Below are 24,630 nucleotides of genomic sequence, written 5' to 3' on the forward strand. Positions count from 1 at the left end.
AGATCCGGTGCCGCTGGTCCGTCAGCTTGTCTCTGGAGCGGAAGGACCCCGCGGCGTCCGGCGTGGGATGCTCGTCGTGGGCGCCCCCAGCTGATCGAGGCTTGGCGGAGAGCCGGACCGGCCGTTCAGGCGGCGGTCGGCCCGGCCCGACTCGGCCCGGCGGCCGGGCCCGGGCGCACGAGCCCGCGGCCGGCATTCTCCCGCAGTAGCAGGTCGAGGGTGGCCCGGGAACGGGACAAGGCTACCTCGATCGCCTGACGGGCCCGTCCTGGATCGCCCATCTGCAGGGCATAGGAGGCGATGGTCAGCGACTGCACCAGATCGTCCTGATCGGCGAGGTTCGGGATCATCCGACCGCGTAGGACCGGCTCATCGGCCGCGTAGGCGGGATCGGCCGCCTCTCCCGGGTCTCCCGCCTCTCCCGCCTCTCCCGCCTCGAGACCACCGGACGGCCGGCCCTTCATCCCGGAATCGGGCAATCCCCACGCGGATGGACCCCGCCGGCGCAGCGCGATCCATCCGGCCGTGGCCGCGGTGCCCAGCGTCCAACAGGCGCCTGCCCAGGGCGGTAGGCCGGCGAAGGCCGTGAGGGTGAGACCGACGACGACCAGCACGGTCAGCGCGCCCGTCGCGGCGGGGACCGTGCCGGGAACCGAGCCGTAACGACGGGCGGCGGTGGCCGCCGGGCGGCAGACGACAGCCAGAGCGACGGCGGTACCGGCTCCCGCGGCCCAGATCACCAGCTGCCAGTACATCCTCGTCACCCCCGACGCGATCTCATTCCCGGCGCCGAAGCCTCACGATCCATCGTGGAACTCCGCCATGTGGACGATCCATGCTTCTCTCTCCTCAGTGGCCTACACCATGGCCCGTCCGGGTCATCCCTGGATATGACCCGGACGAGCGGGGCGAGGACCCGCGATGAGATCCGCCCGGCGGGCCCGTCGGGTGCGGGACACGCGACCGCCGTGCGGGGGATGCGCGGGACGGAATGCGCGGTATGCGGCGGGCGCTCCTTCGCTCCGCTCCCGATGACCTGTAAGGTGGAGTCCGCATGCTCATCCGGATGGGGCGATGCTCGCTAGCGGGCAATGCTCGCTGGATGACCGCTGATCGTCCGCGTTCCGGTCGATCGCGGCCCATGCGCACCCAAAGCTCCGCGGGGAACGCCGTTTCGGGTTCCGTGCGGTCACAGCGGCATAACAACAGCAGGGAGATCTGGTGTACGCGGTCGTTGCCAGCGGCGGCAAGCAGCACAGGGTCGCCGTCGGCGATGTCGTCGACGTCGAGCTCCTTTCCGGAGAGCCGGGCGCGGCCGTGAACCTTCCGGCGCTCCTGCTCGTCGATGGCGAGTCGGTCACCCACGACGCCGACGCTCTCGCGTCCGTCGCGGTCACCGCCGAGGTCGTCGGCGTCGTCAAGGGTCCGAAGATCCGGATCCACAAGTTCAAGAACAAGACCGGCTACCACAAGCGCCAGGGTCACCGCCAGAAGCTGACGCGTCTCAAGGTGACTGGCATCGAGACCGGGAAGGCCTGAGCGGGATGGCGCACAAGAAGGGCGCGAGTTCCTCGCGCAACGGGCGGGATTCGAACGCGCAGCGGCTGGGCGTGAAGCGCTTCGGCGGCCAGTACGTGAAGGCCGGCGAGATCATCGTCCGTCAGCGCGGGACCCATTTCCACCCGGGTGATCTGGTCGGGCGCGGCAAGGACGACACGCTGTTCGCGCTCTCGCCCGGGCACGTGCGGTTCGGCCATCGGCGGGGCCGTCGGGTCGTGAACGTGGTGGCCGAGGCGGCGGTACCCGCTTAATCTGATCGTCAAGGCCACGCCGTCGGTTCGACGGCGTGGCCTTGGTTGCCGTCAGATGGCGATCATCGGCGATCACTGGTGAGCCAGCAGCCGCGCGTACCACCGCCCTTCCGGGCGTGGTTGCGCGGCTTTGGCGCCTCTCTCGCGGGGAGGGATGTAGAGAGGAGGCGGTGATGCCGACGTTCGTCGACCGGGTGGTGCTGCACGCGACGGCCGGGGACGGCGGTCACGGCTGTGCCTCCATCCACCGGGAGAAGTTCAAGCCGCTGGGCGGGCCGGACGGCGGTGACGGCGGCCGGGGTGGTGACGTCCGCCTCGTGGTGGACCCGAGCGTGACCACCCTGCTCGACTTCCACTTCCATCCGCATCAGCGCGCCTCTCGGGGACGCCCCGGCCAGGGGTCGAACCGGCACGGAGCGGACGGTGCGGACCTCGTCCTCCCGGTGCCGGACGGAACCGTCGTGCTGACAGAGGACGGCGAGCAGATCATCGACCTGGTCGGACCGGGCAGCGCGTTCGTACTGGCCCGCGGCGGCCGTGGGGGGCGGGGCAACGCGGCGCTCGCGTCGGCCCGCCGCAAGGCCCCCGGGTTCGCCGAACTCGGCGAGCCCGGCGAGCAGCTCGACGCCGTGCTGGAACTCAAGACCGTGGCCGACGTCGCGCTCGTCGGTTTTCCCAGCGCCGGCAAGTCCTCCCTGGTGTCGGTGCTCAGCGCGGCCAAGCCGAAGATCGCCGACTATCCCTTCACGACGCTGGTGCCCAATCTCGGCGTGGCGCAGGCGGGTGATCGTCCTCCTTACACGGTCGCGGACGTCCCCGGCCTGATTCCGGGCGCCAGCGAGGGACGCGGGCTGGGCTTGGAGTTCCTCCGGCACATCGAACGCTGCTCGGTGATCGTGCATGTGCTGGACTGCGCCACCCTGGAACCGGGTCGTGATCCGATGACCGACCTCGACGTCATCGAGGCCGAGCTCGCCGCCTACTCCGCCGATCTGTCCGACCGTCCCCGGCTGGTCGTCCTCAACAAGATCGACGTTCCGGACGCCGCGGAGCTCGCGGAGCTCGTCGCTCCCGAGCTGCGAGCCCGTGACCTCGCGGTCTTCGCGGTGAGTACCGCGACCCGACGTGGCGTGCACGCGCTGTCCCTGGCCTTGGCCGACCTCGTCGCCCAGCACCGGGCGGCCGCGCCGGCCCGGGCGGCGACCCGCATCGTGCTGCGTCCCCGCGCGGTGAACGAGCCCGACTTCACGGTGCGCCCCCTCGGCGACGGTTTCCTGATCACCGGGTCGAAGCCCGAGCGCTGGGTGCGGCAGACCGACTTCACCAACGACGAGGCGATCGGCTTTCTCGCCGACCGGCTCGCCCGCCTCGGCGTGGAGAAGGAGCTCGCTCGCCTCGGCGCCACCGCGGGAGCGGAGGTGACCATCGGCGAGGTCACGTTCGACTGGGAGCCGACGCTGAGCGGCGGCGGGCTGGGGAACGGTGGGCTGGGTGTTGATGATCATCCGGGTGGCGACGGGCTCGCCGAGACCGGTCCGGGTGGCCGCGGGCCGGCCGGCACCGCGGCCTCCGGTGCGGCACCGTCACCCGGCCGAGGTGGGGACACGGGTTCCTCGGTGTCCCTCGGACCGCGCGGGACCGACGACCGGTTGCGGGCCTCGGTGCGGTTGACCCGGGCCGAACGGATGGCTCGCCGCGCCGCCGCCGTCGTCGACCCGGCGGTACGAGGAGAACCGGCGGGTCGAGGAGAAGAAGAAGGATGAAGGCGTGCGTCCGTTCGTGACCGACGCGCGCCGGGTCGTCGTCAAGGTCGGTTCGTCCTCGCTGACGACGGCCGCCGGCGGTCTGGACGTCGACCGGCTTGAGGCGCTGGTGGCCGCGGTGCTGCCCCGGGCCGGACAACAACTGGTGCTGGTGTCCTCCGGGGCCATCGCCGCGGGTCTCGCCCCGCTCGGCCTGGCCCGGCGGCCGCGTGACCTCGCCACCCAGCAGGCGGCGGCGAGCGTCGGCCAGAGCTCGCTCGTACACAGCTACGCGGCGGCGTTCGGACGGGCCGGTCACCAGGTCGGCCAGGTGCTGCTGACGGCGACCGATGTGATCCGCCGCACCCACTACCGTAACGCCCGGACCGCGCTCGACCGGCTGCTTGAGCTCGACGTCATCCCGATCATCAACGAGAACGACGCGGTGGCCACCCAGGAGATCCGGGTCGGCGACAACGACCGGCTCGCCGCGATTGTCGCCCATCTCGTGTCGGCGGATCTGCTGGTGCTTCTGTCCGACGTGGACGGCCTGTACGACGCCAACCCCAGGCTGGGCCCGGCGACCATGGTGCGCGAGGTGCGTTCGGATACCGACCTGGACGGGCTGACCGCCCGGGGCACGGGCACCGCCGGTGTCGGGGTCGGCGGGATGGCTACCAAGATCGAGGCGGCCCGGATGGCGGCTTCCGGCGGCGTCACGGCGATCATCACCTCGGCCGCGAACGCCGCACCGGTGCTGCGGGGGGAGGAGGTCGGCACCGTCTTCCACCCCACCGGGTCGCGTCGGGCCTCCCGCCTGCTCTGGCTGGCGCACGCGACCGCACCCGAGGGCCGGCTGCACTTGGACTCCGGGGCGGTGGCCGCGGTGGTACGGCGGCGGGCGTCGCTGCTGCCCGCCGGGATAACCGGCGTGGAGGGGGACTTCGCCGCGGGGGACCCGGTGGACCTGGTCGACCCCGACGGGCGGTCCGTGGCGCGGGGGCTCGTCGCCTTCGACGCGGCGGAGCTGCCCGTGATGCTCGGGCGTTCGACGGCCGACCTCGCCATGGAACTCGGACCGTCGTACGAACGTGAGATCGTCCACCGCGACGACCTCGTGCTGCTGCTGCCGGCCCGCTGACCCGGCCGGCTACTCACCCGACCCGGGCTGAGGTGACAGCCAGGCGCGCCGGCCCGGGACAAGACCGTCCAGATAGCTATCCATATAATTAGACATATCGGATTGGGGATGGCTTTGACGACGATATTCCAGTGGAAACCGGCGTCTATCGCGCCTCGTGGCCCGGAATTCGAGAGAGCCCGTCAACAGTTCTTTCCCGGCATTTCACCCCGGCTACCCGGAAAGCCGCCGATAAAACTGAAGGGGTCTCGGCGCAAAAAATAGCGACGGCGGCGAATAGCGCTTCCGGAGTCGGGTAACCTTCCCTCGGCGGGCAAGAGGTCGAATCTGTTGAGAGAGGTTATTTCGTCATGAGAATGCGTAGGACCGTGGGTCTCCTCGCCTCGGCCGGAGCCGCCGGCGCGCTGACGCTGGCATCGGCCCTTCCCGCGAGCGCGGATTTGAACAGTTCGAATGTCTTGATCGGCGGCGTCGCCAGGTGCCCGGCCAGCGCCGCGGCGGGCGTGGCGGTCCGCACGACGGCCGGCGAGTTCGACTCGTCCGGCGTCGGCGCCGGCGGCTTCTACAGCCTGAGCCTCCAGCAGGTTCCGGTGGCCGGCACGAGCGCCACCTTCAGCGTCCAGTGTTCCGACAGCTCTGACAACTACAGCCGTACCTTCCCCCTCCAGAGACCGTTCAGTGGAAAGTCGGTCACCATAAACTTGTTCTCGTAACCGGACATCTCCGTTGAAGACTCGATGAAATGATCTGATCCCTGGTCCGCTCGGCAATGCCGAAATGGCCGCCACCGGAATCCGGTGGCGGCCATTTCCGATCCCGGGTCCTGGCCTGGGGGCGGTTTTCCCGGCTAGGCCAGCCGAGTAGTGGTGTGCCCGGGTCAGTGGTGCGTCCGGGTCAGGACGTGGTCTCGACCCGGCTGCCGCCGACCCCTTTGACGACCCGGATTTGGTTCGGGATGCGCTGGCGCAGCTCGGTGACATGGCTGACGACGCCGACGAGCCGGCCGCCGGAACGCAGTTCGTCGAGAACGGTCATCACCTCGTCGAGGCTGTCCGGGTCGAGCGTGCCGAAACCCTCGTCGATGAACAGCGCGTCCATCCGCCGGCCTCCCGCCTCGGCCGTCACGACGTCGGCGAGCCCGAGGGCCAGTGACAGCGCCGCCTGGAAGGTCTCCCCGCCGGACAGGGTGGCGGTGTCGCGCCGCCGGCCGGTCCAGGCGTCGTCGACCAGCAGCCCGAGGCCGGCGCGCCGACGCTTGTCGCGGCTTTCCCCCGCGTCGTGCACCAGGGTGAACCGACCGCTGCTCATCGCCGCGAGCCGATGGCTGGCGGCGGCGGCCACCTCTTCCAACCGGGCCGCCAGCACGAAGCTGGACAGCGGCATGCGCTCGGTGTTGGCACCCCGCCCGGCGGCCAGATCGGCGAGGCCCCGCAGCTCGTCCGCCGCCTCCCGCAGCGGATCCAGGGTAGTGAGCTTCTCGGTGAACTCCGTGACCAGCGAGGCCAGCCGTTCGGCCCGTTCCCGGGCGCGTGCGGCCGTGGCGAGCGCGCTCTCGTGGACCTCGCGGGCGTCGGTCACGGCCGTCTCGTGGTCGGCCAGCGGGACCTCGGTGTCCGGATCGACGGCGAGATCCTCGCCCGCCAGCCTGGCCCCGACGGCGACGAGCTCGTCCCGATGGGCCCGGGCCTCGTCCGCGGCGCGGCGCATCCAGTCGGAGTCCCGCACGGCCTCGGCGGCGTCGTCCAGGTCGGAGAACCCCGCCTGCCGCGCCTGGTCGAGGGCGGCCGTCCCGGCGCGGATGTGTTCGGCCCGGGCCTGCTCGGCAGCCAGGGCCGCGGCCTGCGCGGCCTCGTGATCGGCGGCGAGGGCGGTGACGGCACGGCGGCGCGCGGCCAGGGCGTCGGGGTCGCATAGCTCCGCCGGAACGCCGGCGAGCCGTCGGGCGGCGCGGTCCCGGGCGTCCGCCGCGCGTTCCCGGGCCGCCTGCGCCGCGGTCCGTGCGGCGGAATGGCGGGCCGCGGTCTCCTTCTCGTTCTCGTGGACCTCGCGCAACGCGGCCTCCGCCGCGGCGAGCTTCTTCGCCGTCCGGGTCCGGGCGCGGACCGCGTGGGTCAGCACGGCGGCGAGTTCATCGAGCCGATCCGCGACCGGCGCCCCGGAGCCGCCCAGCAGCGTCGCGACCGGAAGCGCGCGGATCTCGGCGAAGGCCGCCTCGACGCGGTCGTCCGGGTTCGCGCTGTGGTCCGGGTTCGCGCTGTGGTCCGGGTTCGCGCTGTGGTCCGGGTCCGTTGGGCCGACCAGGTCGGCGTGCAGCGCCCGGACCCGGGACTCCCAGTGGGCCACCGCCCGGCTCGCCCTCGTCGCGGCGTCGGCGAGCCGGTCCGCCTCCTGCCCGGCCGCGGTCTCGGCGTCCTTGCTCACATGGTCGGCCCGGGTCTCGGCCGGGTCGGGATGCTCCAGGGCCCCGCAGACCGGACAGGGCGTGTCATGGACAAGCGCGGCGGCGAGTTCGGCGGTGATGGCGTCGAATCGCTGCTGCCGGAGGTCGGATGCGTGGGTCCGGGCCGCGGATGCGTCTCGTTCGGCCTCGTCGGCCACGGTCCGCACCTGCCGCCCCTCCCGGACGGCGGAGGCCAGCTCCTTGGCCCACCGGGCCCGTTCGACCAGGCCGGGCAGAGCGGCGCCGGCCCGCCGGGCGACCTCCACCCGGGCCTCGGCCGCGACGCGGGCGCGGGGCAGCGTGACGCTGATCGCCTCGGCGAGTTCGGCGGCGGACCGGGTGTAGGCGGCCGTATCCTGGTCGGCCCCGGCGGCCTCCTCGGCGTCCCGCTCGGCGGCGGCGAGGGTGTCGGCCAACGTTCCCAGTCGCCCGGTCTCGGTGTGGGCGAGGCGGGCCAGGCGGGCGAGTTCCTCGGCAGGTGCTTCGGCAGGTGCCTCGGCAGGCCTCCCGGTGCCCTCCTCGGGCAGCGGTCCCGAGGGGGCGGGTTCCCCGGGAAGGAGCCCGGATGGATGGCGTCCGAGCCGGTCCCGGGCGTCGCGTTCGGCGGCCTCGGCCCGGTGGACCTCGGCGGCGCGGCGGTGGACCTCGCCCAGGGCGGGTGCGACGACGGCGGCCCGGCGGGCCGCGTCCAGCTCGGTGGCGAGCAGCTCGATCCGGGGCGCCTGTGCCGCGAGCTCCTCCTGCCGGGCGGCCAGTACCCGGCGCTGCCCGACGCGTCGGGCGAGGTCGCGTGCCTGGTCCAAGGCCTCCTCGGCCGCGGTGCGCCGCGCTGCCGCCGCGCCGGCCGCCTCGTCGGCCGAGATGGCCGCCGCCGCGGCGGTCCTGGCGAGGTCCGAGGCCCAGCCGGCGTCAGCCGTCGGATCCTCCGGCTCGTCGACGGCCGCCACCTGCGAGACCCGGGCGGTCACCCGGTCGAGCTCGGCGCGGGCCAGCGCCAGCCGTTCGGCGGCGATCTTTGCCTGGTCCAGCAGCCACTGCTCGGCGTATTCGAAGCGGTTGACGTGGAACAGCCGCTTCAGGAGCTTCTCGCGCGCACCGTGGTCGGCTTGGAGGAAGTCGGCGAAGCGTCCCTGCGGGAGCATGATGACCTGGAAGAACTGCTTGTCGCTCATGCCGACGAGCAGGTCGATCTCATGGCCGACGTCCTCCATGCGGGTGGCGACCGTCTCCCAGCCGCCGGCGCCGTCGAACCGTTCCAGCCGCGCCGTCGGATGGGCGCGGGTCGTCCCGCCGCCGCGTTTCGGCTTGTCCCAGGCGGGGCCGCGGGTGATCCGGAAACGTCCCGCCGCCACAGTGAACTCCAGCGTCACCTCCGGCCGTAGGGATGCCGCGGCGTGGTGCGAGCGCAGGTCCGGCGGCCCGGAGACCTCCCCGCGCATCCCCGGTACCCGGCCGAACAGCGCGAACCCGACCGCGTCGAGCAGCGTCGTCTTGCCGCCCCCGGTCTCCCCGCAGAGCAGGAGCAGGCCGCCGCTGCCGAGGACGTCGAAATCGATCTCGACGGTGCCGGGGAAGGCGCCGAACGCCGCCAGGGTCAGGTGGTGGGGACGCATCAGGCGACTTCCTCCTCGGCCCGGCGGGCGGCGCCGAGGGCTTCGGCGAGCAGAGCACGTTCCCGAGCCGAGGGAGCGCTGCGTACATGGGCGACGAAGGCCTCGGCGATCTCCAGCTCCGAGCGTCCCCGGGTCCGCCGGCCGAAGCTGAGTATCTCGTCTGGTTCCGTCTCCGGTTCGTGCGCGAGCCGTAGGGCGAAGGGGAACCGGTGCTGCAACCGGGCCATGGCGTCCATGGGGCGGACGGGGTCGGTCAGCACGGCGGAGACGAAGTCGGCCTCGTGCGGGGCATGGGCGGGGTCGGTGAGGAGGTCGGCAAGACTGCCGCGCAGCAGGGTCATCCGCCGCCGGGCGGGAACGCCGATGCGGGTCACGTTCCCCAGCCCGGTCGGACCGATCTCGACGAGCAGCGACGCTTTCGCGTCGCCGGACTCCGAGAAGGAGTAGGCCAGTGGCGATCCGCTGTAGCGGACGGACGGGGCGATCGCCTGTGGCCGGTGCAGATGGCCGAGCGCGGTATAGGTGATCCCCTCGAACAACCGGGCCGGCACATTGCCCACCCCGCCGACGCTGATGTCGCGTTCGCTCTCGCTCGCCGCCCCGCCGGTGACCCAGGCGTGCGCCACCACGACGGACCGGGCATCCGGATACCGTGCGAGGTCGGCCCGCACCGCGTGCATCGCCCGGTGCATCGTCGCGGCGGGGATCCCGGCGGCCGGGACGTCCGAGCCAGATGGCGCCTGCGCCGGTTCGGGAAGCTGGGAGTTCGCCGCCGACGGCTCCAGGTAGGGGATCGCGTACACCCGGACCGCCCCGGCGGGATCCTCGACGACGACCGGATCCCCGACCGCGGCCGGATCCGTCCGGATGCGGACGCGGGGGTCGAGCAGGCCGGCCTTGTCGCCGAGCCGGCGGGCCGCGTCGTGGTTGCCACTGATCACCACGACCCGGGCGCCGGCATCGCGCAGTCGGGAGAGCGCCTCGTCGAAGAGCTCCAGCGCGCCCACCGGCGGGATCGCCCGATCGTGCACGTCGCCGGCGATGAGCACGACGTCAACGCCCTCGGAACGGACGACGTCGACGAGATGATCGACGAAGGCCGCCTGGGCCGGCATCAGGTCGTGACCGTACAGGCCACGCCCGAGATGCCAGTCGGACGTGTGCAGCGCACGCATGCGAGCACGGTAGGCAATCCCGTCGAGATGATCGTCATGGGGGTCCGAACTGCGCGCCTTTCTGGCTGTTCCGGTTATCACCGTTCCGGGTCCCTGCCTGTCGCGGACCTGGCGGATCGCGGATCTGGATAACGGGATAAGGAGATGAGTAGGTCGCGGATGCAGGGATGAGCAGGTGACGGATGCGGGTGTAGGTGACGGATGCGGGTGAGGAGCGATGAACGGCACGACCGCCGAGCCACCGGTAGCCTCGTAGCGGCGGGCAGCGCCGCGGCGCCCGCCTAACGGAGGACCCGAGATGAGCACCTCTGCGGAGGATGTCCGAGGCAGCGCCGTCCGTGCCAAGGCGGCGGCGGCCCTGCTGGCGCCGCGCAGCCGCGCCGAGAAGGACCGCGCGCTGCTCGCCATGGCCGACGCGTTGATCGCCCGTTCCGCTGAGATTCTCGCCGCGAACGCCGAGGACCTCGCCGCCGCGCGGGCGGCGGGCACCGCCGGGGCGATGGTCGATCGGCTCACCCTCACCCCGGCCCGGCTCGCCGGCATGGCCGACGGCCTGCGTCAGGTCGCGGCGTTGGAGGACCCGGTCGGCGAGGTCGTGCGCGGCCGGGTGTTGCCGAACGGGATGGAGCTGCGCCAGATCCGGGTCCCCCTCGGTGTCGTCGGGATCATCTATGAGGCCCGGCCGAACGTCACGGTGGACGCCGCGGGCCTGTGTCTCAAGAGCGGCAACGCCGCGTTGCTGCGCGGGAGCGCCTCCGCGGTACGTTCCAACACCGCGCTGGTGGCGGTGCTGCGCGGCGCCGCCGTCGCGAGCGGCCTGCCGGCGGACGCGGTGCAGCTCGTCCCCGGGATGGACCACGATGCGGTCAAGCACCTGATGCGGCTGCGCGGGCTCGTCGACGTGCTCATCCCGCGGGGTGGCGCGGGTCTGATCCGGGCGGTCGTCGAGGAGTCGACGGTGCCCGTCATCGAGACCGGGGTCGGCAACTGCCACGTGTATGTGGACGCCGAGGCCGACCTCGACCAGGCGCTCGCGATCACCGTCAACGCGAAGACCCAGCGGGTCTCGGTGTGCAACTCGGCGGAGACCCTGCTCGTGCACGCCGGCGTGGCCGGGGAGTTCCTGCCCCGGGTGCTGGCCGCTCTGCACGATGCCGGGGTCACCGTGCACGGCGACGAGACGGTGTGCGCCGTCGATCCTCGGGTGCTGCCCGCCACCGACGACGACTGGGCGGCCGAGTACCTGTCGTTGGATATGGCCGTCGCCGTCGTCGACTCCCTCGACGACGCGGTCGCGCACATCCGGCGCTGGGGCAGCGGGCACACCGAGGCGATCGTCACGCGGTCCCTGCCGGCGTCGCGGCGGTTCATCACGACCTGCGACAGCGCGGCCGTCATGGTGAACGCCTCGACCCGTTTCACCGACGGGGAGCGGTTCGGGATGGGCGCCGAGATCGGCATCTCGACCCAGAAGCTGCACGCCCGCGGCCCGATGGGGCTGCCCGAGCTGACCTCGACGACGTGGGTCGGCGTCGGCGACGGGCATCTGGTCACCTGAGGCCCGGGTCACCTGAGGCCCGGGTCACCGGGCGCGCCGGATCGGGCCGTCCGGGACGCAACGGAACCGGGAAGGGAATAGGTATGGGCTCGTTGGACGGGGTGACGGTGCACGGGGTGACGGTGCACGGGGTGTCCGCGGTGCGGACCGTGCCGGGGCTCACCGCGGAGCAGGTCGACGCGGTGCTCTCCGACAACGCGCTGGCCTTCGTCGCCGGGTTGCACCGCACGTTCGCCGGCCGGCGTGCCGAACTGCTCGCCGCCCGGGCCGCCCGCCGCGCCGCGATCGCAGCCGGGGCCACCCTGGATTTCCTGCCGCAGACCGCCGACATCCGGGCCGGGAACTGGCGGGTCGCGTCGCCGGCGCCGGGGCTGGTCGACCGTCGGGCCGAGATCACCGGCCCGACCGACGCCAAGATGCTCATCAACGCGCTCAACAGCGGTGCCCGGGTCTTCATGGCGGACCTCGAGGACGCCAACGTGCCGACCTGGTCGAACATGGTCGTCGGACAGCACAACCTGAGTGAGGCCGTCGCCGGCACGCTCGCCTTCACCTCGCCCGACGGCCGTCGTTACGAGCTCGACGAGTCCACGGCGACGCTCGTGGTGCGCCCGCGCGGCTGGCACCTGCCGGAGCGGCACGTCACCGTCGACGGGGAGCCGATCGTCGCCGCGCTCTTCGACGCCGGAATGTACCTGGTCCGCAACGCGCACGCCCTGCGGGCTACGGGCGTGGCGCCGTACTTCTACCTGCCGAAGCTGGAGAGTCATCTCGAGGCCCGGCTGTGGAACGACGTGTTCACCGCGGCGCAGGCCGAGCTCGGCCTGCCCGTCGGCACCATCCGGGCGACCGTTCTCATCGAGACGCTGCCCGCCGCCTTCGAGATGGAGGAGATCCTCTACGAGCTGCGGGAGCATTCCGCCGGACTCAACGCTGGCCGCTGGGACTACATGTTCTCCACCATCAAGACGTTCGCGTCCCGGCCGACTGAGTTCCTGCTGCCCGACCGCAACGGCGTGACGATGACGGTGCCGTTTCTGCGCGCCTACACCGAGCTGCTGGTCTCCACCTGTCATCGCCGCGGCGCGCACGCGATCGGCGGGATGGCGGCGTTCATCCCGTCGCGGCGCGACCCCGAGATCAACGCCGCGGCCCTGGCGAAGGTGCGCGCCGACAAGGAGCGGGAGTCCGCGGACGGGTTCGACGGGAGCTGGGTGGCGCACCCTGACCTGGTGCCGGTGTGCACCGAGGTCTTCGATGCGGTGCTCGGCGACGAGCCGAACCAGCTCACCCGGTTGCGTGACGACGTCAAGGTCGGCGCCGGCGACCTGCTGGCGGTGCGCGACACTCCGGGTTCCGTCACCGCGGCCGGGGTCCGCGGGAACATCAGCGTCGGGGTGCGCTACCTGGAGAGCTGGCTGCGCGGGATCGGGGCGGTCGGCATCGACAACCTGATGGAGGACGCCGCCACCGCTGAGATCTCCCGTAGTCAGATTTTCCAGTGGATAGCCGCCGGGGTCGTGCTCGACGACGGCCGTCCGGTCACGGCCGATCTGGTCCGGACCGCTCTGGCGGAGGTGCTGGACCAGATCCGGCTCTCCATCGGCGCCGCCGCCTTCGACAACGGTCGCTGGAAGGACGCGGCGGCGGTGTTCGAGGAGACGGCGCTCGGCGAGACCTTCGTCGAGTTCCTTACTCTTCCCGCCTACGAGCGGATCGACTGAACCGGCGAACACCTGGGCGAACACCTCGGGAGAATCCTCGGGTGAACCGGCGGCGAACAGGTCGATGAGCAGCCCGTGGATATCCACCCGGCGGACGGTGGCGCGCAAGGCGTAGTCACTCGTCTGCGGCGCCAGCCTGGCAGTATGGACGTGGCGATGCCTGACACGGGGACGGACGGAAGGTGGCCATGTCGCTGCAGGAACACGCTTTCGCCGACGTCGCTGATGTGCGGGAACGGCTTCGCGTGACCGGATACCTCGCGGACGAGGCGATTGCCACCACGGTCTTCCTCGCGGATCGGCTGCGTAAACCGCTGCTTGTGGAGGGGCCCGCGGGTGTCGGTAAAACCGAGCTCGCGAAGGCGCTGGCGACCGCGGTTGGCGCCGAGCTCATTCGGCTGCAGTGCTACGAAGGGCTTGATGAAGCTCGCGCACTGTACGAATGGAACTACAAGAAGCAACTGCTGCGCATTCAGGCCGGATCGGGAGACGGCGGCGCCGAGGGTTGGCAGCAGGCCCACGACGACATCTTCAGCGAGGAGTTCCTGCTCTCCCGGCCGCTGCTGACGGCGATCCGCCGCCAGCAGCCGACGGTGCTGCTCGTCGACGAGACCGACAAGGCCGACGTCGAGGTGGAAGGCCTGCTGCTGGAGGTGCTGTCCGACTTCCAGGTGACGATTCCGGAGCTCGGTACCATCAGCGCCACCCGCCGTCCCTTCGTCATCCTGACCTCCAACGCGACGCGGGAGCTGTCCGAGGCGCTCAAGCGGCGCTGCCTCTACCTCAACCTGGACTATCCCTCGGCCGAGCGGGAGAAGGAGATCGTGCTCTCCCGGGTGCCCGATCTCCCGGAGAGGCACGCCGAATCGTTGGTCCGGATCGTCCGCGCGTTGCGGGCGATGGAACTGAAGAAGGCGCCCTCCATCGCCGAGACCATCGACTGGGGTCAGACCGTGCTCGCGCTCGGATTCGACACGTTCGACGAGGCCGCCGTCGCCTCGACCCTCGGCGTCGTCCTCAAGCACGCCAGCGACCAGGCCCGAGCCATCAGTCACCTCAAGCTCGGCGCGAACTGAACAGCCCGAGCCGAACCCATCGAACTGATCGAATTCATCGAACCGATTGCCAGCTGACGGCCGTCGCCACGGCCGCACGTCCACGAGGGGGCGCCGGCATGAATCTGCTGGACCGCACCGTCGATTTCACCGCGGCGTTGCGCCGGGCCGGTGTCCCGGTGAGCAGCGCTGAGACCGTGGATGCCGCCAGGGCCGTCGGCGCGCTGGGCTGGGCCGAGCGGGACGCCGTCCGGGCGGCATTCGCGGCGACCCTGTGCAAGCGGCCACTGTACCGGCCGGCTTTCGACACTCTGTTCGACCTGTACTTCCCGCCCCGGATCGGGGACGGGGTGTCGCTGGACGACCTGGACGACCTGGACGGCGACCCGGCCGGGGCGGCGAACGGCGCGGCGGCGAACGCCGGCGTCGACCCCGGCGAGCTGTCGCCCGAGCAGCTGGAGGAGCTGCGTCAGGCGCTGCGCGACCAGTTGCTCGACGCGCTGCGCGACGGCAACGACGAGGCGCTGCGCGCGCTCGCCCGGCAGGCGGTGAGCGCGTTCGGGTCGGCGCGCGGCAGCTCCGCCCGCTCGTGGTTCATCTACCGGGTGCTGCGGATGATGTCGGCGGAGACCCTCATCGTCGATCTGCTCGCGGCGATGCTGGCAGATTCCGAACGTGGCGGACTCGCCGAACGGGCCGCCCGGCAGACCATCACCGACCGGATCCGCGAGTTCGAGGAGATGGTGTCCACCGAGGTGCGGCGGCGGATGGCCGAGGAACGCGGCCTCGATGCGGTCGAGCGCACCGCGGTGAAGCCGCTCAGCGACCAGGTCGAGTTCCTGCGAGCCTCCCAGCGGGACCTGGTGGAGCTGCGCAGGCAGGTCTACCCGCTCGCCCGGCGGCTGGCGACCCGGCTGACCGCGCGGCGCCGGTTCGGCCGCATCGGCCGGCTGGACTTCCGGCGCACGGTGCGGGCATCGCTGGCCACCGGCGGCGTACCGGTGGAGACCAGGCACCGCCCGCACAAGCCGCACAAACCCGAGCTGGTCGTGCTGTGCGACGTCTCCGGCTCGGTGGCCTCGTTCGCGCATTTCACCCTGATGCTGACCCATGCGCTGCGCGAGCAGTTCGCCAAGGTCCGGGCGTTCGCCTTTATCGACACGACCGACGAGGTCACCAGGTACCTGCGTGGCCTCGACCTCGGCGACATGATGGCCCGCATCTCCGGAGAGGCGGACCTCGTCTGGTTCGACGGGCACAGCGACTACGGGCATGCCATCGAGGTCTTCGCCGAGAAGTACCCCGAGGCGGTCGGTCCCAAGACGTCGTTGCTGATCCTCGGCGACGCCCGGAACAACTACCGACCGACCTCGGCGACCATCTTCAGGCGACTGTGCTCGCGGGCCCGGCACTCCTACTGGCTCAACCCGGAGCCGCGCAGCTACTGGGGCTCGGGCGACTCGGCGACAAACGTGTACGCCGAGCTCGTTGACGAGATGGTGGAGTGCCGCAACATCGAGCAGCTCCAGGCGTTCATCGGGCGGCTTCTTCCGTCCTGACGGGTCCGGCAGGATCAGCCGCGGGCGAGGGCGGCGTCAACGATCGACTGTGCCTCCGTGATGACCTCGTCGAGATGTCCGGGGCCCCGGAAGCTCTCCGCGTAGACCTTGTAGACGTCCTCGGTGCCGGAGGGCCGGGCGGCGAACCAGGCGTCGTCAGTGACGACCTTCACCCCGCCGATCGCCGCGCCGTTGCCCGGCGCGTGCGACAGCGCGGCGGTCACCGGCGAACCGGCGAGCGTCGTCGCGCTGAGGCTCTCCGGGGTGAGCGCGGCCAGGATCTTCTTCTGCGCTGGGGTGGCCGGCGCGTCGACCCGCCGGTAGGCCGGGGCACCGTGGACATTGGTGAGCTCCCGGTACAACTGCCCGGGGTCCCGGCCGGTGACCGCCGTCATCTCGGCGGCGAGCAGGCAGGCGATGATCCCGTCCTTGTCGGTCGTCCACACCGCGCCGTCGCGGCGCAGGAACGACGCGCCCGCGCTCTCCTCGCCGCCGAAGCCCAGGTTCCCGTCGGTCAGGCCGGCCACGAACCACTTGAAGCCCACCGGCACCTCGACCACGTCGCGGCCGAGGCCCACTCCGACCCTGTTGATCATGCTGGAGCTGACCAGCGTCTTGCCGATCGCCGTCCCGGTCGGCCAGCCCGGGCGGTGGCCGAACAGGTAGGCGATGGCCGCGGAGAGGTAGTGGTTCGGGTTTAACAGCCCGGCCGTGCCGGTGACGATGCCGTGCCGGTCGGCGTCGGCGTCGTTGGCGAGGGCGACGTCGAACGAGCCGGCCAGCCGCACCAGGGAGGCCATCGCGTACGGCGACGACGGATCCATCCGGATCCTGCCGTCCCAGTCGGTCGTCATGAAGGCGAAGGTCGGGTCGATCGTGGTGTTCACCACGTCGAGGTCCAGCTTGTACCGCTCGGCGACGGCCTGCCAGTACACGAGGCTCGCCCCACCGAGCGGGTCGACGCCGATGCGCACCCCGGCGCCGCGGATCGCGTCGAGATCGATGACGTCGCCGAGGTCCGCGACATAGGCGCCGACGTAGTCGTGGACCACGGCGGCGGCGCGCGCCTGCGGGTACGGCACCCGGGCCACGCCCGCGAGGCCACCGTCGAGCAGGGCGTTCGCGCGATCCTGGATGACCTTGGTGACGCCGGTGTCCGCCGGACCGCCGTGCGTCGGGTTGTACTTGAACCCGCCGTCGGCGGGCGGATTGTGCGACGGCGTGACGACGATGCCGTCGGCGAGGCCGCGCGCCGGGCCGGTCGCGCCGGTGGCGCCGGTGGTGTCCGTCCTGCCCGTCCTGTTGCTTGGCGTGCGCTCGCGGTTGTGGCGCAGGATCGCGTGCGAGATCACCGGGGTCGGGGTGGCCTCGCCGTCCGGGGCGATGCATACCGTGACGCCGTTCGCGGCGAGGACCTCCAGGGCGCTCGCGAGCGCGGGCGCCGACAGTGCGTGCGTGTCGATCCCGACGAACAGCGGTCCGTCGACGCCTGCCTCCTTCCGGTAGTCGCAGATCGCCTGGGTGGTGGCCAGGATGTGGTCGGCGTTGAAGGAGCCGCGCAGCGCCGAGCCACGATGACCGGACGTGCCGAACGACACCCGCTGGGTCGGATCGGCGGGATCGGGATGGATCTCGTGGTAGGCGGCGAGCAGGCCGTCAACGTCAACGAGATCCTCGGGGGCGGCGGGTTGCCCCGCACGCGGACTGGTCGGCATGGGCGGGGCCTCCTCGCGGGGGGACGGGGCCGGCCTGCGGCCTGTGGTCAGCCTAGCCGGGTGGGCCGTTCCGGGACTGGCCCGCTTGCGGCGGGCACGGCGGTGGGCGTGAGACCGATGAGCGTGAGGCGCCGGTGGGGGTGAGGCGCCGGTGGGTGTGAGGCGCCGGTGGGTGTGAGGCGCCGGTGGGTGTGAGGCGCCGGTGGGTGTGAGGCTTTGTGGCACATCTCCCGCCGGGCTGCGCCAGACGGGCACGTGCGGTGATGCGGGGTTAGTGTCCGGTCGTGCGCCTCGGTGTCATGGGTGGGACCTTCGACCCCGTCCACAACGGGCACCTCGTCGCAGCCAGTGAGGTGGCCGCCCTGTTCGATCTGGACGAGGTGGTCTTCGTGCCGAGCGGGCAACCCTGGCAGAAGATCCATCGCAAAGTCTCCGCCGCCGAGGACCGCTATCTGATGACCTTCCTCGCGACGGCGGGGAACCCGCAGTTCACGGTCAGCCGGATCGAGATCGACCGGGGTGGCGCCACCTACACCATCGACACCCTGCGAGACCTGCGTGCGGCGCGACCGGACGACGAGCTGTTCTTCATCACGGGGGCGGACGCGCTCGCGCAGATCTTCACCTGGCGTGACCACCGCGAGCTGTTCGAACTGGCCCACTTCGTCGGCGTGAACCGGCCCGGTTACCACCTCGCGCTGGACGCCGGCCTCCCGACCGGCGCCGTCAGCCTGCTGGAGGTCCCGGCGCTGGCGATCTCCTCGTCCGACATCCGGGAACGGGTTGGCCGCCGGGCGCCGATCTGGTACCTCACCCCAGACGGGGTCGTGCGCTACATCGCCAAGCGGCGTCTCTACCAGGGTGCTTCCTGACCCGCCGAGCCGTCCGGACGGGCCACCGGGCCAGGCGATATCTCGATTTTTCGGCCCGTCATGGACGCGAGGAGTGCCCTGCCCGCGCGTCGATGTGTCACGCTGGATGCAGCCGTCCGGCCCCGGACGGTGCGCGAGGTAGCCGAAGACGGATGCCTCCCGCCCGTCACCACCCTGGAGAACCCGAGCGTGACCGCTTCCCCGCGAGCCGTCGAACTCGCCCTCGCCGCCGCGCAGGCAGCCGCCGACAAGCTCGGCCATGACCTGCTCATCCTCGACGTGAGCGATCGGCTGGCCATCACCGACTGCTTCGTGCTCGCATCCGCGGGCAACGAGCGGCAGGTCAAGGGTATCGTCGACGAGATCGAGGAGCACCTGCGCCGGCTGGGAGCCAAGCCCGTCCGGCGGGAGGGAGAGCGGGAGGGCCGCTGGGTCCTGCTCGACTTCGTCGACGTGGTGGTGCACGTGCAGCGGGACGAGGAGCGGGTCTACTATGCCCTCGAACGGCTCTGGAAGGACTGCCCGGTGATCCCGTTCGTCGACGCGGCGGTCGGGGTCGCGGTCGGGGCCGGTGTCTCCTCGGGGTCCACCGCGGCGAGCGGCGGCTCGGGCTCGGGGGTGGCCGGGCCCGGTACGGCGACCCCACGGTGAGGCTGCTGCTCTGGCGGCACGGCAGGACCACCTGGAACGACGTCGGCCGCTTCCAGGGGCACGCGGATCCGCCCCTCGACGCCACCGGGCGTGCCCAGGTCGCCGCGGTGGCCCCGGTCATCCAGGCGATGCGCCCGGAACTCGTCGTGTCGTCCGACCTGCAACGTTGCCGGGACACCGCGGCGGCGCTCGGCGTGCCCTTCCGCTCCGACGCGCGGCTGCGCGAGATCGATCTCGGCGCGTGGTCCGGGCTGACCGCTGCCGAGGCGGCCCAACGCTTCCCCGCGGAGGATCGGGCCTGGCGGCGCGGGGATGACGTGCCCCGTGGCGGTGGCGAAACCTACCGGCAGGTGGCGGAGCGGGCCGGCACGGTCTTCGACGAGGTCCGGGCCGAGGGGTTTCCGGCCGAATGGGACGGTCTCGTCGTGTTTGTCCTGCACGGCGGTACTGCCCGGTCACTGATCGGTCATGTGCTCGGCCTTCCACCGGAGTTCTGGTGGCACTTCGGACCGCTCGCCAACTGCCGGTGGTCCGTCCTGCGGCTCGTCGAGGGTGGGTTCCGCCTGGTCGAGCACAACGCGGGGCCGCTGGCTGGTAAGGTCGGGACCGCCGGATCGGGGCTAACCGAGACGCTCCTGCCGAGCCAGGGGGCGCCGACAGCAGCCGACACGGAGCCTGTACACTTGCCGAAGTAGTCCATCAGGACAGGTTTGGTGCCCGGGTGGGGTACAAGACCGGATTTGCTCGGGTCTGATATAAAATGAATAGCAGTTGGGGCTGTGGCGCAGTCTGGTAGCGCATCACACTGGCAGTGTGAGGGTCAGGGGTTCGAATCCCCTCAGCTCCACCCTAGAGTTGTTGTTAGAACCCTTGCCCCAATGCCACTGACGCTAAGTCGATCGAGCTGCGGGTTCAGCGGGTTGGTGAACCTGATCGTGGGTGGCGCATTGTGCTGGGTGCCGCGTTGGCCGGGTGATGTCGGCGGCGAGTGGCCGCAGCACACGGTGATGCTGGTCATCAGGGGGGAAAAACCGGGTCGGTGACGACCCGGTCCCGGATGATCCTCACAGCGCGTTTGAACTTGATCCGGTCGGGGTCGATCCCGGCGGCGGTTGCGGCCCGACACCTCAGGGCGCTGATCGCGTGGTGGGTGAGCAGGTAGCCCCAGATTTCCTGGTAGACGGTGTCGGGGTGCTTGGAGCGCAGGACCTTCCCTGGGCCGCGTAGGTAGGTCTTGGGCTGCTTGTTGCCGGTTTCGATGTGCCAGTGGCCGCGAGCAGCGCGGCCCCGGCCTGGGCGAAGCTGAGGCTGGTGAGGGCATAGACGCTCTCCCGGGAAGCCGGCCGTCCTTTCTCCCGGCGCCAGCGGTGCGGACGGATCGCCTGGACCGCGTGTCGAGATTCGCGCGGACCGTGTGCAGAGCATCGGCCGTGACCAGCACGTTCGTCAGGTCCAGCGGCCGCAGTAACCGACGGAACACCGCGGTCTCGTTGGTCTTGGCCTCGACCTCGACCTGGGCGAGTAGCCGTCCGTCGCCGTGGCTGGCCACGCCGACAAGGTGCACCTTGGACCCGTCAGCGCGCTTCGCGTGCCGGCTCGTCTTCCCGTCGAGGGCGACCGCCGACTCCACCGGCTGGCAGCCGTGGCCCGGATCCACCGGGGCAGCGGACGGTTCGGTTCGCTGGTCGGTATCGTCCCCCTGCTCGGCGGGCGGGTCCGGGTCCAACGGCGGATCGAGCAGAGCCACGGCGAGCTCACCGTCGTCCACGGCCTGAAGGAAGCAGTGGATCGTCGCCGTGCTCGGCAGCCGCCATCCGGCGAACGGGTCCCAGGGCAGCCGCAGCCGCGCACGTTCGGCGCCGCTGGTCCGCGCCAGCCACGCCCGGACCGCCGACACCCGGTGGTGCCCCGCAGCCGTCAGCGAGCACAGCCACACCGCGGCCAGGCACAGCCACGAATACACCCGCCCCCGCGTCGACCGTGGATCGGTCACCCGATCCAACCGCTCCCAGATTCCCTCACGCGACACCTCGCCAGCACCCGGCACACCGGCGGCATCGCGCGACAATGCGCCCACAGGCACGCCGCACTCCAGACCACGAGGACTTCAGACATCCCAGTGATCTACAAGCGGCGTGCCTGCTTCTTCGCCTACGACACGTGGCCCAGCCGTGCCCACAGCCCAGCGCAAAACCCCTCTACCGTCACCGATCACCCGAAACGGAAGGAACGCCTATTCCCGTCAAACCGCGTTCGTGCAAGAGTCCTGAACCGGACCCACGCCACCACCCGCTCACAAGGCGAACGAGGATTCGCGGTCCTCAAGAACTGGCACATATTCGACCGTTTCCGCGGCTGCCCACGCCGCGTCGGCACCTTCGCCCAGGCCGTCCTCGTCCTCGCTAGCGAGGGCCATTAGAACAACCAACTTTGAAAAGGCTCAATGACTCTGTCATGTCGGTTTCCACACGGTGGCGCCCGCAGCTGCGAGAACCCGAGCAGGCTCGGTGTCGATGCCGCGGGCGCCACCAGTGGCCAGCACTGCCTGGCCGTTCAGGCGAAATTGATCTTTGTCGCTTGTTCTTTGTTCTTTTTGGTGTTATGGCGTTATGGCCGTTGGCTCGGGGATGGAATCATCGGTGAACGTGCCACCATTTTCGACGTTGATGACGATTCCCATCGGCCTCTCCATTTACCTGCTCGGTGAACCGGATCGCAATCACCAATGTCGATTATGAATCTGATGGCAGGTGCAAGAAATTTTCATCAGTACGCGTCGGCCCGGCTATCTATGGCAATCGTATCGCGGCATGCTATCCGGAGATGACCGGCTTGCCGAGCGGCAGGCCCTTCCCGCCGGTCTCGGTGAACATGAGGTCGAGGTACAGGTAGACCGCGACCGCGATGAAGGCGAACACGACGTAGCCGCCGGCGTGGGTGAGGGCGGTGCTGGTGTTGATGGTGCCGAGTAGCAGCAGCACCAGCGCGACGTCAACGAGCCCGAGCAGCAGAGTGTAGCTGCTGGGCAGGCGCAGGGTGGCCACGGTGAACAGGACGATGGTGACCAGCCAGCTGATGAGCCACAGCTCGGTGCTCCTGGTGGCCTGATCGGCGGGGATGTTGTACCAGTTGTGGCCGAGACCGAGGACGAACGCGGCGTAGCTGCCGTAGAACCCGAAGAACACTGCGAACAGGCTGGCCGCGGCGTTCTGCCCGAGCGCCGCCGCCCAGATCGCGGAGATCAGGAGACCGACGGTGGTGGCGGTCATGATAACGGGTATGGCTGCGCCGGCCGCGGCGGGCGGAAGCCACCCGGTGTCGACCAGCCCGAGGCCGACGGCCCCGGCGATGAAGGTGGGGATACCGATCACGCCCGGGTTGCCGCGCAGCGGGCTGAGGGGCGGCGGAGTGGGTAACGCCTCGGCTTCGTTTGGTAACGGCTGTGAGTGGGTGGCGACGGTGGCGCTGTCAGTGCTGGTGGTCATCGGGATCATCCTCCTGAAGGGGCCGTTTCCGAGGCGGCCCGCCGTGTGTACTGCGGGTGCAGGGGGTGGAGGAGGGCCGGACGTGCCGTGGGGGACTACGCCGTCCCCGTCCTATGTCGGTGAGGCAGTGTCCGGCCTTCCCAGTTTTGCTGGGGTTGCTTGCCGTCGTGTCACGCAGCGGGCTACGCGAAACGAACGCGGGGTTTAATAATGCCTTCCTCCTTGGTTTCCTTCAACCTGAAGGCGCATTCGACTTCGTCAAACCCGACATCTGGGTCGTCATCGCCAGTGTGATGTCCATAAACGTTTGCTGGGTCGGGAGGCGCCGGGTGGGGCTGGCGCTGCCCGGGGGCGGGATGTGCACTGTCGGTACCGACGTGTGTGACCGGTGCCGGGAGGTGGGCGTATGGCACAGCGTGTGCGGGCGCGGCGGCTGACCGGGGAGGAAAGCCGCCAGGTGCAGGCGATCGTGCGGCGGGGGACGCACTCCTCGGTCCGGGCCCGCCGGGCGACGATCATCATGGCATCGGCCGGCGGGACGACGGTGCCGGCGATCGCCCGGCTGGTTGCCGCTGACGAGGGCACGGTCCGGGATGTGATCCACCGGTTCAACGAGATCGGTCTGGCCTGCCTGGACCCTCGGTGGGCCGGAGGCCGTCCCCGCCGGATCAGCTGTGAAGACGAGGCGTTCATCATCGCGGTGGCCCGGACCCGTCCCACGAAACTGGGGCGGCCGTTCACGCACTGGAGCCTGCGTAAACTCGCCGACTACCTGGGCGACAACCCCGACCGGGTCGTCACCGTCGGCCGGGAACGGCTGCGTCAGCTCTTGGGCCACCACCGGATCTCCTTCCAACGGACGAGAACCTGGAAGGAGTTCACCGATCCGGACAAGGAGGGAAACTCGACCGGATCGAGTACCTGACCGCCACCTGCCCGAACCGCTGCTTCGCCTTCGACCAGTTCGGCCCGGTGCGCACCGTCGTCATCGCCAGCTCCGACCACCCCAACCACACCGTGCTCGCCCGCGAACCGCAGGCCTACCCGCGCGGGCGCAACGCCGACGGCCCGCTACCCCGCCCGTCTTGGCCGCGCAACGCCGCGAACGCGCCCGCGTCCGCTCTGAACGCCAGCAACGCTGGGGACGCCCCGCACCCAAGCCGCCTAACCCAACCCAGCGAACATTTATGGACACCGCGCTAACGGTCGGCGTGTGCTTGGTGCTCGTGGCGCCCCGGCCACAGTGGTCGGCGGGACATCTCTGAACGTATGGAGGAGATCCTTGCCAGCGAGGCGGCATCCATCAGAAACTCCCGAGGGGACTGACGCCTTCAGACGTCAGGGGAACTGGAGGACGCGCTGCGTACCCATTTCGCGCTCTGATGTCGTGACGCCGCCAAGGTGTGTCCGACAGGACGCGGCGGCACCCCGGACACCCCGGTCGACACCCCGACCACCGCGGCGAGCTCGTCGGCGGTCTCCGCACCATCGGCGATCACCTGGCTGCCGACGCCGTCGGCGAAGCGGACGAGGGCGTCGACTCGTTAGGCATGGTACCCTCTCGGACCCGTATGTCCGTCTACAGAGAGTAGAAACGATATTTCTCGGAGTTGTCTCGGTGATGTCGATGGCCGCTCCGCGGGCGGGTGGCGGGCCGCCGGGCTGATCCGGGTCGGCTGGAGCGCATCCGGTCCGGATCAGCCCGGATGCGTGCCGACGGTGTCGCGGAGCTCGGCACCGAGGCGGCCGTCCGAAACCCGGGCACAGTGGGCGCAGCAGAAGAACCGCCCGGATACCTCGACGCCGTGTCCGATAATGCGGCAGTCGCAATGTTCGCAGCGGGGGGCAAGTTTTGCCACAGCGCATTCAAAGCAGTCAAAGGTGTATTTCTCGCCACTTATAACCTGCACCTCGAACGACATCCAGTAGTCGTTACCGCAGGTGTCGCACCTGGCCATCGTCCCGCCCCCTCTCGCCGGTCCCGACGTTAGACCGGGTGGATGCTGATCGCATCTTCCGCCCTCGGTATGTTCATCATGTCGATCGATGGGAACGGCGGGCCGATCACCCGGTAGCTGCCCAGGTCGTC

General features: G+C 70.6%; 19 protein-coding genes, 1 tRNA gene and 1 pseudogene. 14 read left to right on the forward strand and 7 right to left on the reverse strand.

Going from position 1 to position 24,630, the window contains the following annotated elements; all coding sequences use genetic code 11:
• Positions 1-125: 125 nt before the first annotated feature.
• Positions 126-755, reverse strand: a complete 630-nt coding sequence (locus BMG523DRAFT_RS07490) for a hypothetical protein (RefSeq protein ID WP_043590743.1) — start codon at positions 753-755, stop codon at positions 126-128.
• 466 nt (positions 756-1,221) lie between these two features.
• On the opposite strand from BMG523DRAFT_RS07490, the gene rplU reads away from it, so the two are divergent.
• From rplU to BMG523DRAFT_RS07515, 5 genes are all read left to right on the forward strand, one after another.
• Entirely contained in the window at positions 1,222-1,539 is a 318-nt protein-coding gene (gene rplU, locus BMG523DRAFT_RS07495) for a 50S ribosomal protein L21 (protein ID WP_011435664.1), read from the forward strand.
• A gap of 5 nt (positions 1,540-1,544) precedes the next feature.
• A complete protein-coding gene (rpmA, locus tag BMG523DRAFT_RS07500) occupies positions 1,545-1,811 on the forward strand; it encodes a 50S ribosomal protein L27 (RefSeq protein ID WP_011435665.1) in 267 nt (88 codons plus the stop codon).
• Between the two features lie 173 nt (positions 1,812-1,984).
• Positions 1,985-3,574, forward strand: a complete 1,590-nt coding sequence (gene obgE, locus BMG523DRAFT_RS07505) for a GTPase ObgE (RefSeq protein WP_011435666.1) — start codon at positions 1,985-1,987, stop codon at positions 3,572-3,574.
• 4 nt (positions 3,575-3,578) lie between these two features.
• Positions 3,579-4,694 carry a glutamate 5-kinase gene (proB, locus tag BMG523DRAFT_RS07510; protein WP_011435667.1) on the forward strand — a complete coding sequence of 372 codons (1,116 nt, stop codon included), beginning with the start codon at positions 3,579-3,581 and terminating at the stop codon, positions 4,692-4,694.
• Positions 4,695-5,044: 350 nt separating this feature from the next.
• The gene (locus BMG523DRAFT_RS07515) at positions 5,045-5,407 is read left to right on the forward strand and encodes a hypothetical protein (protein WP_011435668.1); all 363 of its coding nucleotides are present in this window, start codon (positions 5,045-5,047) and stop codon (positions 5,405-5,407) included.
• Between the two features lie 181 nt (positions 5,408-5,588).
• Here BMG523DRAFT_RS07515 and BMG523DRAFT_RS07520 read toward each other — a convergent pair whose 3' ends face one another.
• The gene (locus tag BMG523DRAFT_RS07520) at positions 5,589-8,747 is read right to left on the reverse strand and encodes an AAA family ATPase (protein WP_043590744.1); all 3,159 of its coding nucleotides are present in this window, start codon (positions 8,745-8,747) and stop codon (positions 5,589-5,591) included.
• Positions 8,747-9,922 carry an exonuclease SbcCD subunit D gene (locus tag BMG523DRAFT_RS07525; protein WP_035941345.1) on the reverse strand — a complete coding sequence of 392 codons (1,176 nt, stop codon included), beginning with the start codon at positions 9,920-9,922 and terminating at the stop codon, positions 8,747-8,749. The genes BMG523DRAFT_RS07520 and BMG523DRAFT_RS07525 overlap by 1 nt, the downstream gene beginning before the upstream one ends.
• Positions 9,923-10,220: 298 nt before the next feature.
• Between BMG523DRAFT_RS07525 and BMG523DRAFT_RS07530 the strand changes: the two genes are divergently transcribed.
• From BMG523DRAFT_RS07530 to BMG523DRAFT_RS07545, 4 genes are all read left to right on the forward strand, one after another.
• Entirely contained in the window at positions 10,221-11,480 is a 1,260-nt protein-coding gene (locus BMG523DRAFT_RS07530) for a glutamate-5-semialdehyde dehydrogenase (RefSeq protein ID WP_011435671.1), read from the forward strand.
• A gap of 83 nt (positions 11,481-11,563) precedes the next feature.
• Entirely contained in the window at positions 11,564-13,204 is a 1,641-nt protein-coding gene (aceB, locus tag BMG523DRAFT_RS07535) for a malate synthase A (protein WP_043590745.1), read from the forward strand.
• A 188-nt stretch (positions 13,205-13,392) separates the two neighbouring features.
• Positions 13,393-14,280, forward strand: a complete 888-nt coding sequence (locus tag BMG523DRAFT_RS07540; RefSeq protein WP_023840545.1) for a MoxR family ATPase — start codon at positions 13,393-13,395, stop codon at positions 14,278-14,280.
• Positions 14,281-14,378: 98 nt separating this feature from the next.
• Positions 14,379-15,818, forward strand: a complete 1,440-nt coding sequence (locus BMG523DRAFT_RS07545; RefSeq protein WP_043590747.1) for a VWA domain-containing protein — start codon at positions 14,379-14,381, stop codon at positions 15,816-15,818.
• Between the two features lie 14 nt (positions 15,819-15,832).
• Here BMG523DRAFT_RS07545 and pgm read toward each other — a convergent pair whose 3' ends face one another.
• On the reverse strand, positions 15,833-17,533 hold the full coding sequence (pgm, locus tag BMG523DRAFT_RS07550; RefSeq protein ID WP_011435675.1) for a phosphoglucomutase (alpha-D-glucose-1,6-bisphosphate-dependent): 1,701 nt from the start codon (positions 17,531-17,533) through the stop codon (positions 15,833-15,835).
• A 299-nt stretch (positions 17,534-17,832) separates the two neighbouring features.
• Here pgm and nadD point away from each other — a divergent pair, with 299 nt between their 5' ends.
• The 4 genes from nadD to BMG523DRAFT_RS07570 all read left to right on the forward strand — a co-directional run bounded on the left by nadD (position 17,833) and on the right by BMG523DRAFT_RS07570 (position 19,903).
• Positions 17,833-18,405, forward strand: coding sequence for a nicotinate-nucleotide adenylyltransferase (gene nadD, locus BMG523DRAFT_RS07555; protein WP_023840546.1), 573 nt, complete (start codon positions 17,833-17,835; stop codon positions 18,403-18,405).
• A 189-nt stretch (positions 18,406-18,594) separates the two neighbouring features.
• Positions 18,595-19,056, forward strand: coding sequence for a ribosome silencing factor (gene rsfS / locus BMG523DRAFT_RS07560; RefSeq protein WP_035730177.1), 462 nt, complete (start codon positions 18,595-18,597; stop codon positions 19,054-19,056).
• On the forward strand, positions 19,053-19,751 hold the full coding sequence (locus BMG523DRAFT_RS07565; RefSeq protein WP_011435678.1) for a histidine phosphatase family protein: 699 nt from the start codon (positions 19,053-19,055) through the stop codon (positions 19,749-19,751). The genes rsfS and BMG523DRAFT_RS07565 overlap by 4 nt, the downstream gene beginning before the upstream one ends.
• A gap of 78 nt (positions 19,752-19,829) precedes the next feature.
• A tRNA-Ala gene (locus BMG523DRAFT_RS07570) sits at positions 19,830-19,903 on the forward strand.
• Here the strand turns inward: BMG523DRAFT_RS07570 and BMG523DRAFT_RS26325 are convergent.
• Both BMG523DRAFT_RS26325 and BMG523DRAFT_RS07580 read right to left on the reverse strand, forming a co-directional pair.
• Positions 19,895-21,139, reverse strand: coding sequence for a transposase family protein (locus tag BMG523DRAFT_RS26325; protein WP_160323710.1), 1,245 nt, complete (start codon positions 21,137-21,139; stop codon positions 19,895-19,897). The genes BMG523DRAFT_RS07570 and BMG523DRAFT_RS26325 overlap by 9 nt on opposite strands.
• Positions 21,140-21,869: 730 nt before the next feature.
• Positions 21,870-22,541, reverse strand: a complete 672-nt coding sequence (locus tag BMG523DRAFT_RS07580; protein ID WP_011435680.1) for a GPR1/FUN34/YaaH family transporter — start codon at positions 22,539-22,541, stop codon at positions 21,870-21,872.
• A 406-nt stretch (positions 22,542-22,947) separates the two neighbouring features.
• Here BMG523DRAFT_RS07580 and BMG523DRAFT_RS07585 point away from each other — a divergent pair.
• Positions 22,948-23,692: pseudogene (locus BMG523DRAFT_RS07585) on the forward strand (helix-turn-helix domain-containing protein); the annotation flags it as partial.
• Between the two features lie 546 nt (positions 23,693-24,238).
• Here the strand turns inward: BMG523DRAFT_RS07585 and BMG523DRAFT_RS26330 are convergent.
• Positions 24,239-24,499 carry a hypothetical protein gene (locus tag BMG523DRAFT_RS26330; RefSeq protein ID WP_023840550.1) on the reverse strand — a complete coding sequence of 87 codons (261 nt, stop codon included), beginning with the start codon at positions 24,497-24,499 and terminating at the stop codon, positions 24,239-24,241.
• Between the last annotated feature and the right edge of the window lie 131 nt (positions 24,500-24,630).

Origin of the sequence: Frankia sp. BMG5.23 (genome assembly GCF_000685765.2) — a bacterium.
In the GTDB taxonomy this organism is placed as follows: Bacteria; Actinomycetota; Actinomycetes; order Frankiales; family Frankiaceae; genus Frankia; species Frankia casuarinae.

Coding starts and splice junctions, on each gene's coding strand:
- BMG523DRAFT_RS07490 (WP_043590743.1), bottom strand. CDS start 755: ATGTACTGGCAGCTGGTGATCTGGGCCGCGGGAGCCGGTACCGCCGTC.
- rpmA (WP_011435665.1), top strand. CDS start 1,545: ATGGCGCACAAGAAGGGCGCGAGTTCCTCGCGCAACGGGCGGGATTCG.
- obgE (WP_011435666.1), top strand. CDS start 1,985: ATGCCGACGTTCGTCGACCGGGTGGTGCTGCACGCGACGGCCGGGGAC.
- BMG523DRAFT_RS07515 (WP_011435668.1), top strand. CDS start 5,045: ATGAGAATGCGTAGGACCGTGGGTCTCCTCGCCTCGGCCGGAGCCGCC.
- BMG523DRAFT_RS07520 (WP_043590744.1), bottom strand. CDS start 8,747: ATGCGTCCCCACCACCTGACCCTGGCGGCGTTCGGCGCCTTCCCCGGC.
- BMG523DRAFT_RS07525 (WP_035941345.1), bottom strand. CDS start 9,922: ATGCGTGCGCTGCACACGTCCGACTGGCATCTCGGGCGTGGCCTGTAC.
- BMG523DRAFT_RS07530 (WP_011435671.1), top strand. CDS start 10,221: ATGAGCACCTCTGCGGAGGATGTCCGAGGCAGCGCCGTCCGTGCCAAG.
- aceB (WP_043590745.1), top strand. CDS start 11,564: ATGGGCTCGTTGGACGGGGTGACGGTGCACGGGGTGACGGTGCACGGG.
- BMG523DRAFT_RS07540 (WP_023840545.1), top strand. CDS start 13,393: ATGTCGCTGCAGGAACACGCTTTCGCCGACGTCGCTGATGTGCGGGAA.
- BMG523DRAFT_RS07545 (WP_043590747.1), top strand. CDS start 14,379: ATGAATCTGCTGGACCGCACCGTCGATTTCACCGCGGCGTTGCGCCGG.
- pgm (WP_011435675.1), bottom strand. CDS start 17,533: ATGCCGACCAGTCCGCGTGCGGGGCAACCCGCCGCCCCCGAGGATCTC.
- nadD (WP_023840546.1), top strand. CDS start 17,833: ATGGGTGGGACCTTCGACCCCGTCCACAACGGGCACCTCGTCGCAGCC.
- BMG523DRAFT_RS07580 (WP_011435680.1), bottom strand. CDS start 22,541: ATGACCACCAGCACTGACAGCGCCACCGTCGCCACCCACTCACAGCCG.
- BMG523DRAFT_RS26330 (WP_023840550.1), bottom strand. CDS start 24,499: ATGGCCAGGTGCGACACCTGCGGTAACGACTACTGGATGTCGTTCGAG.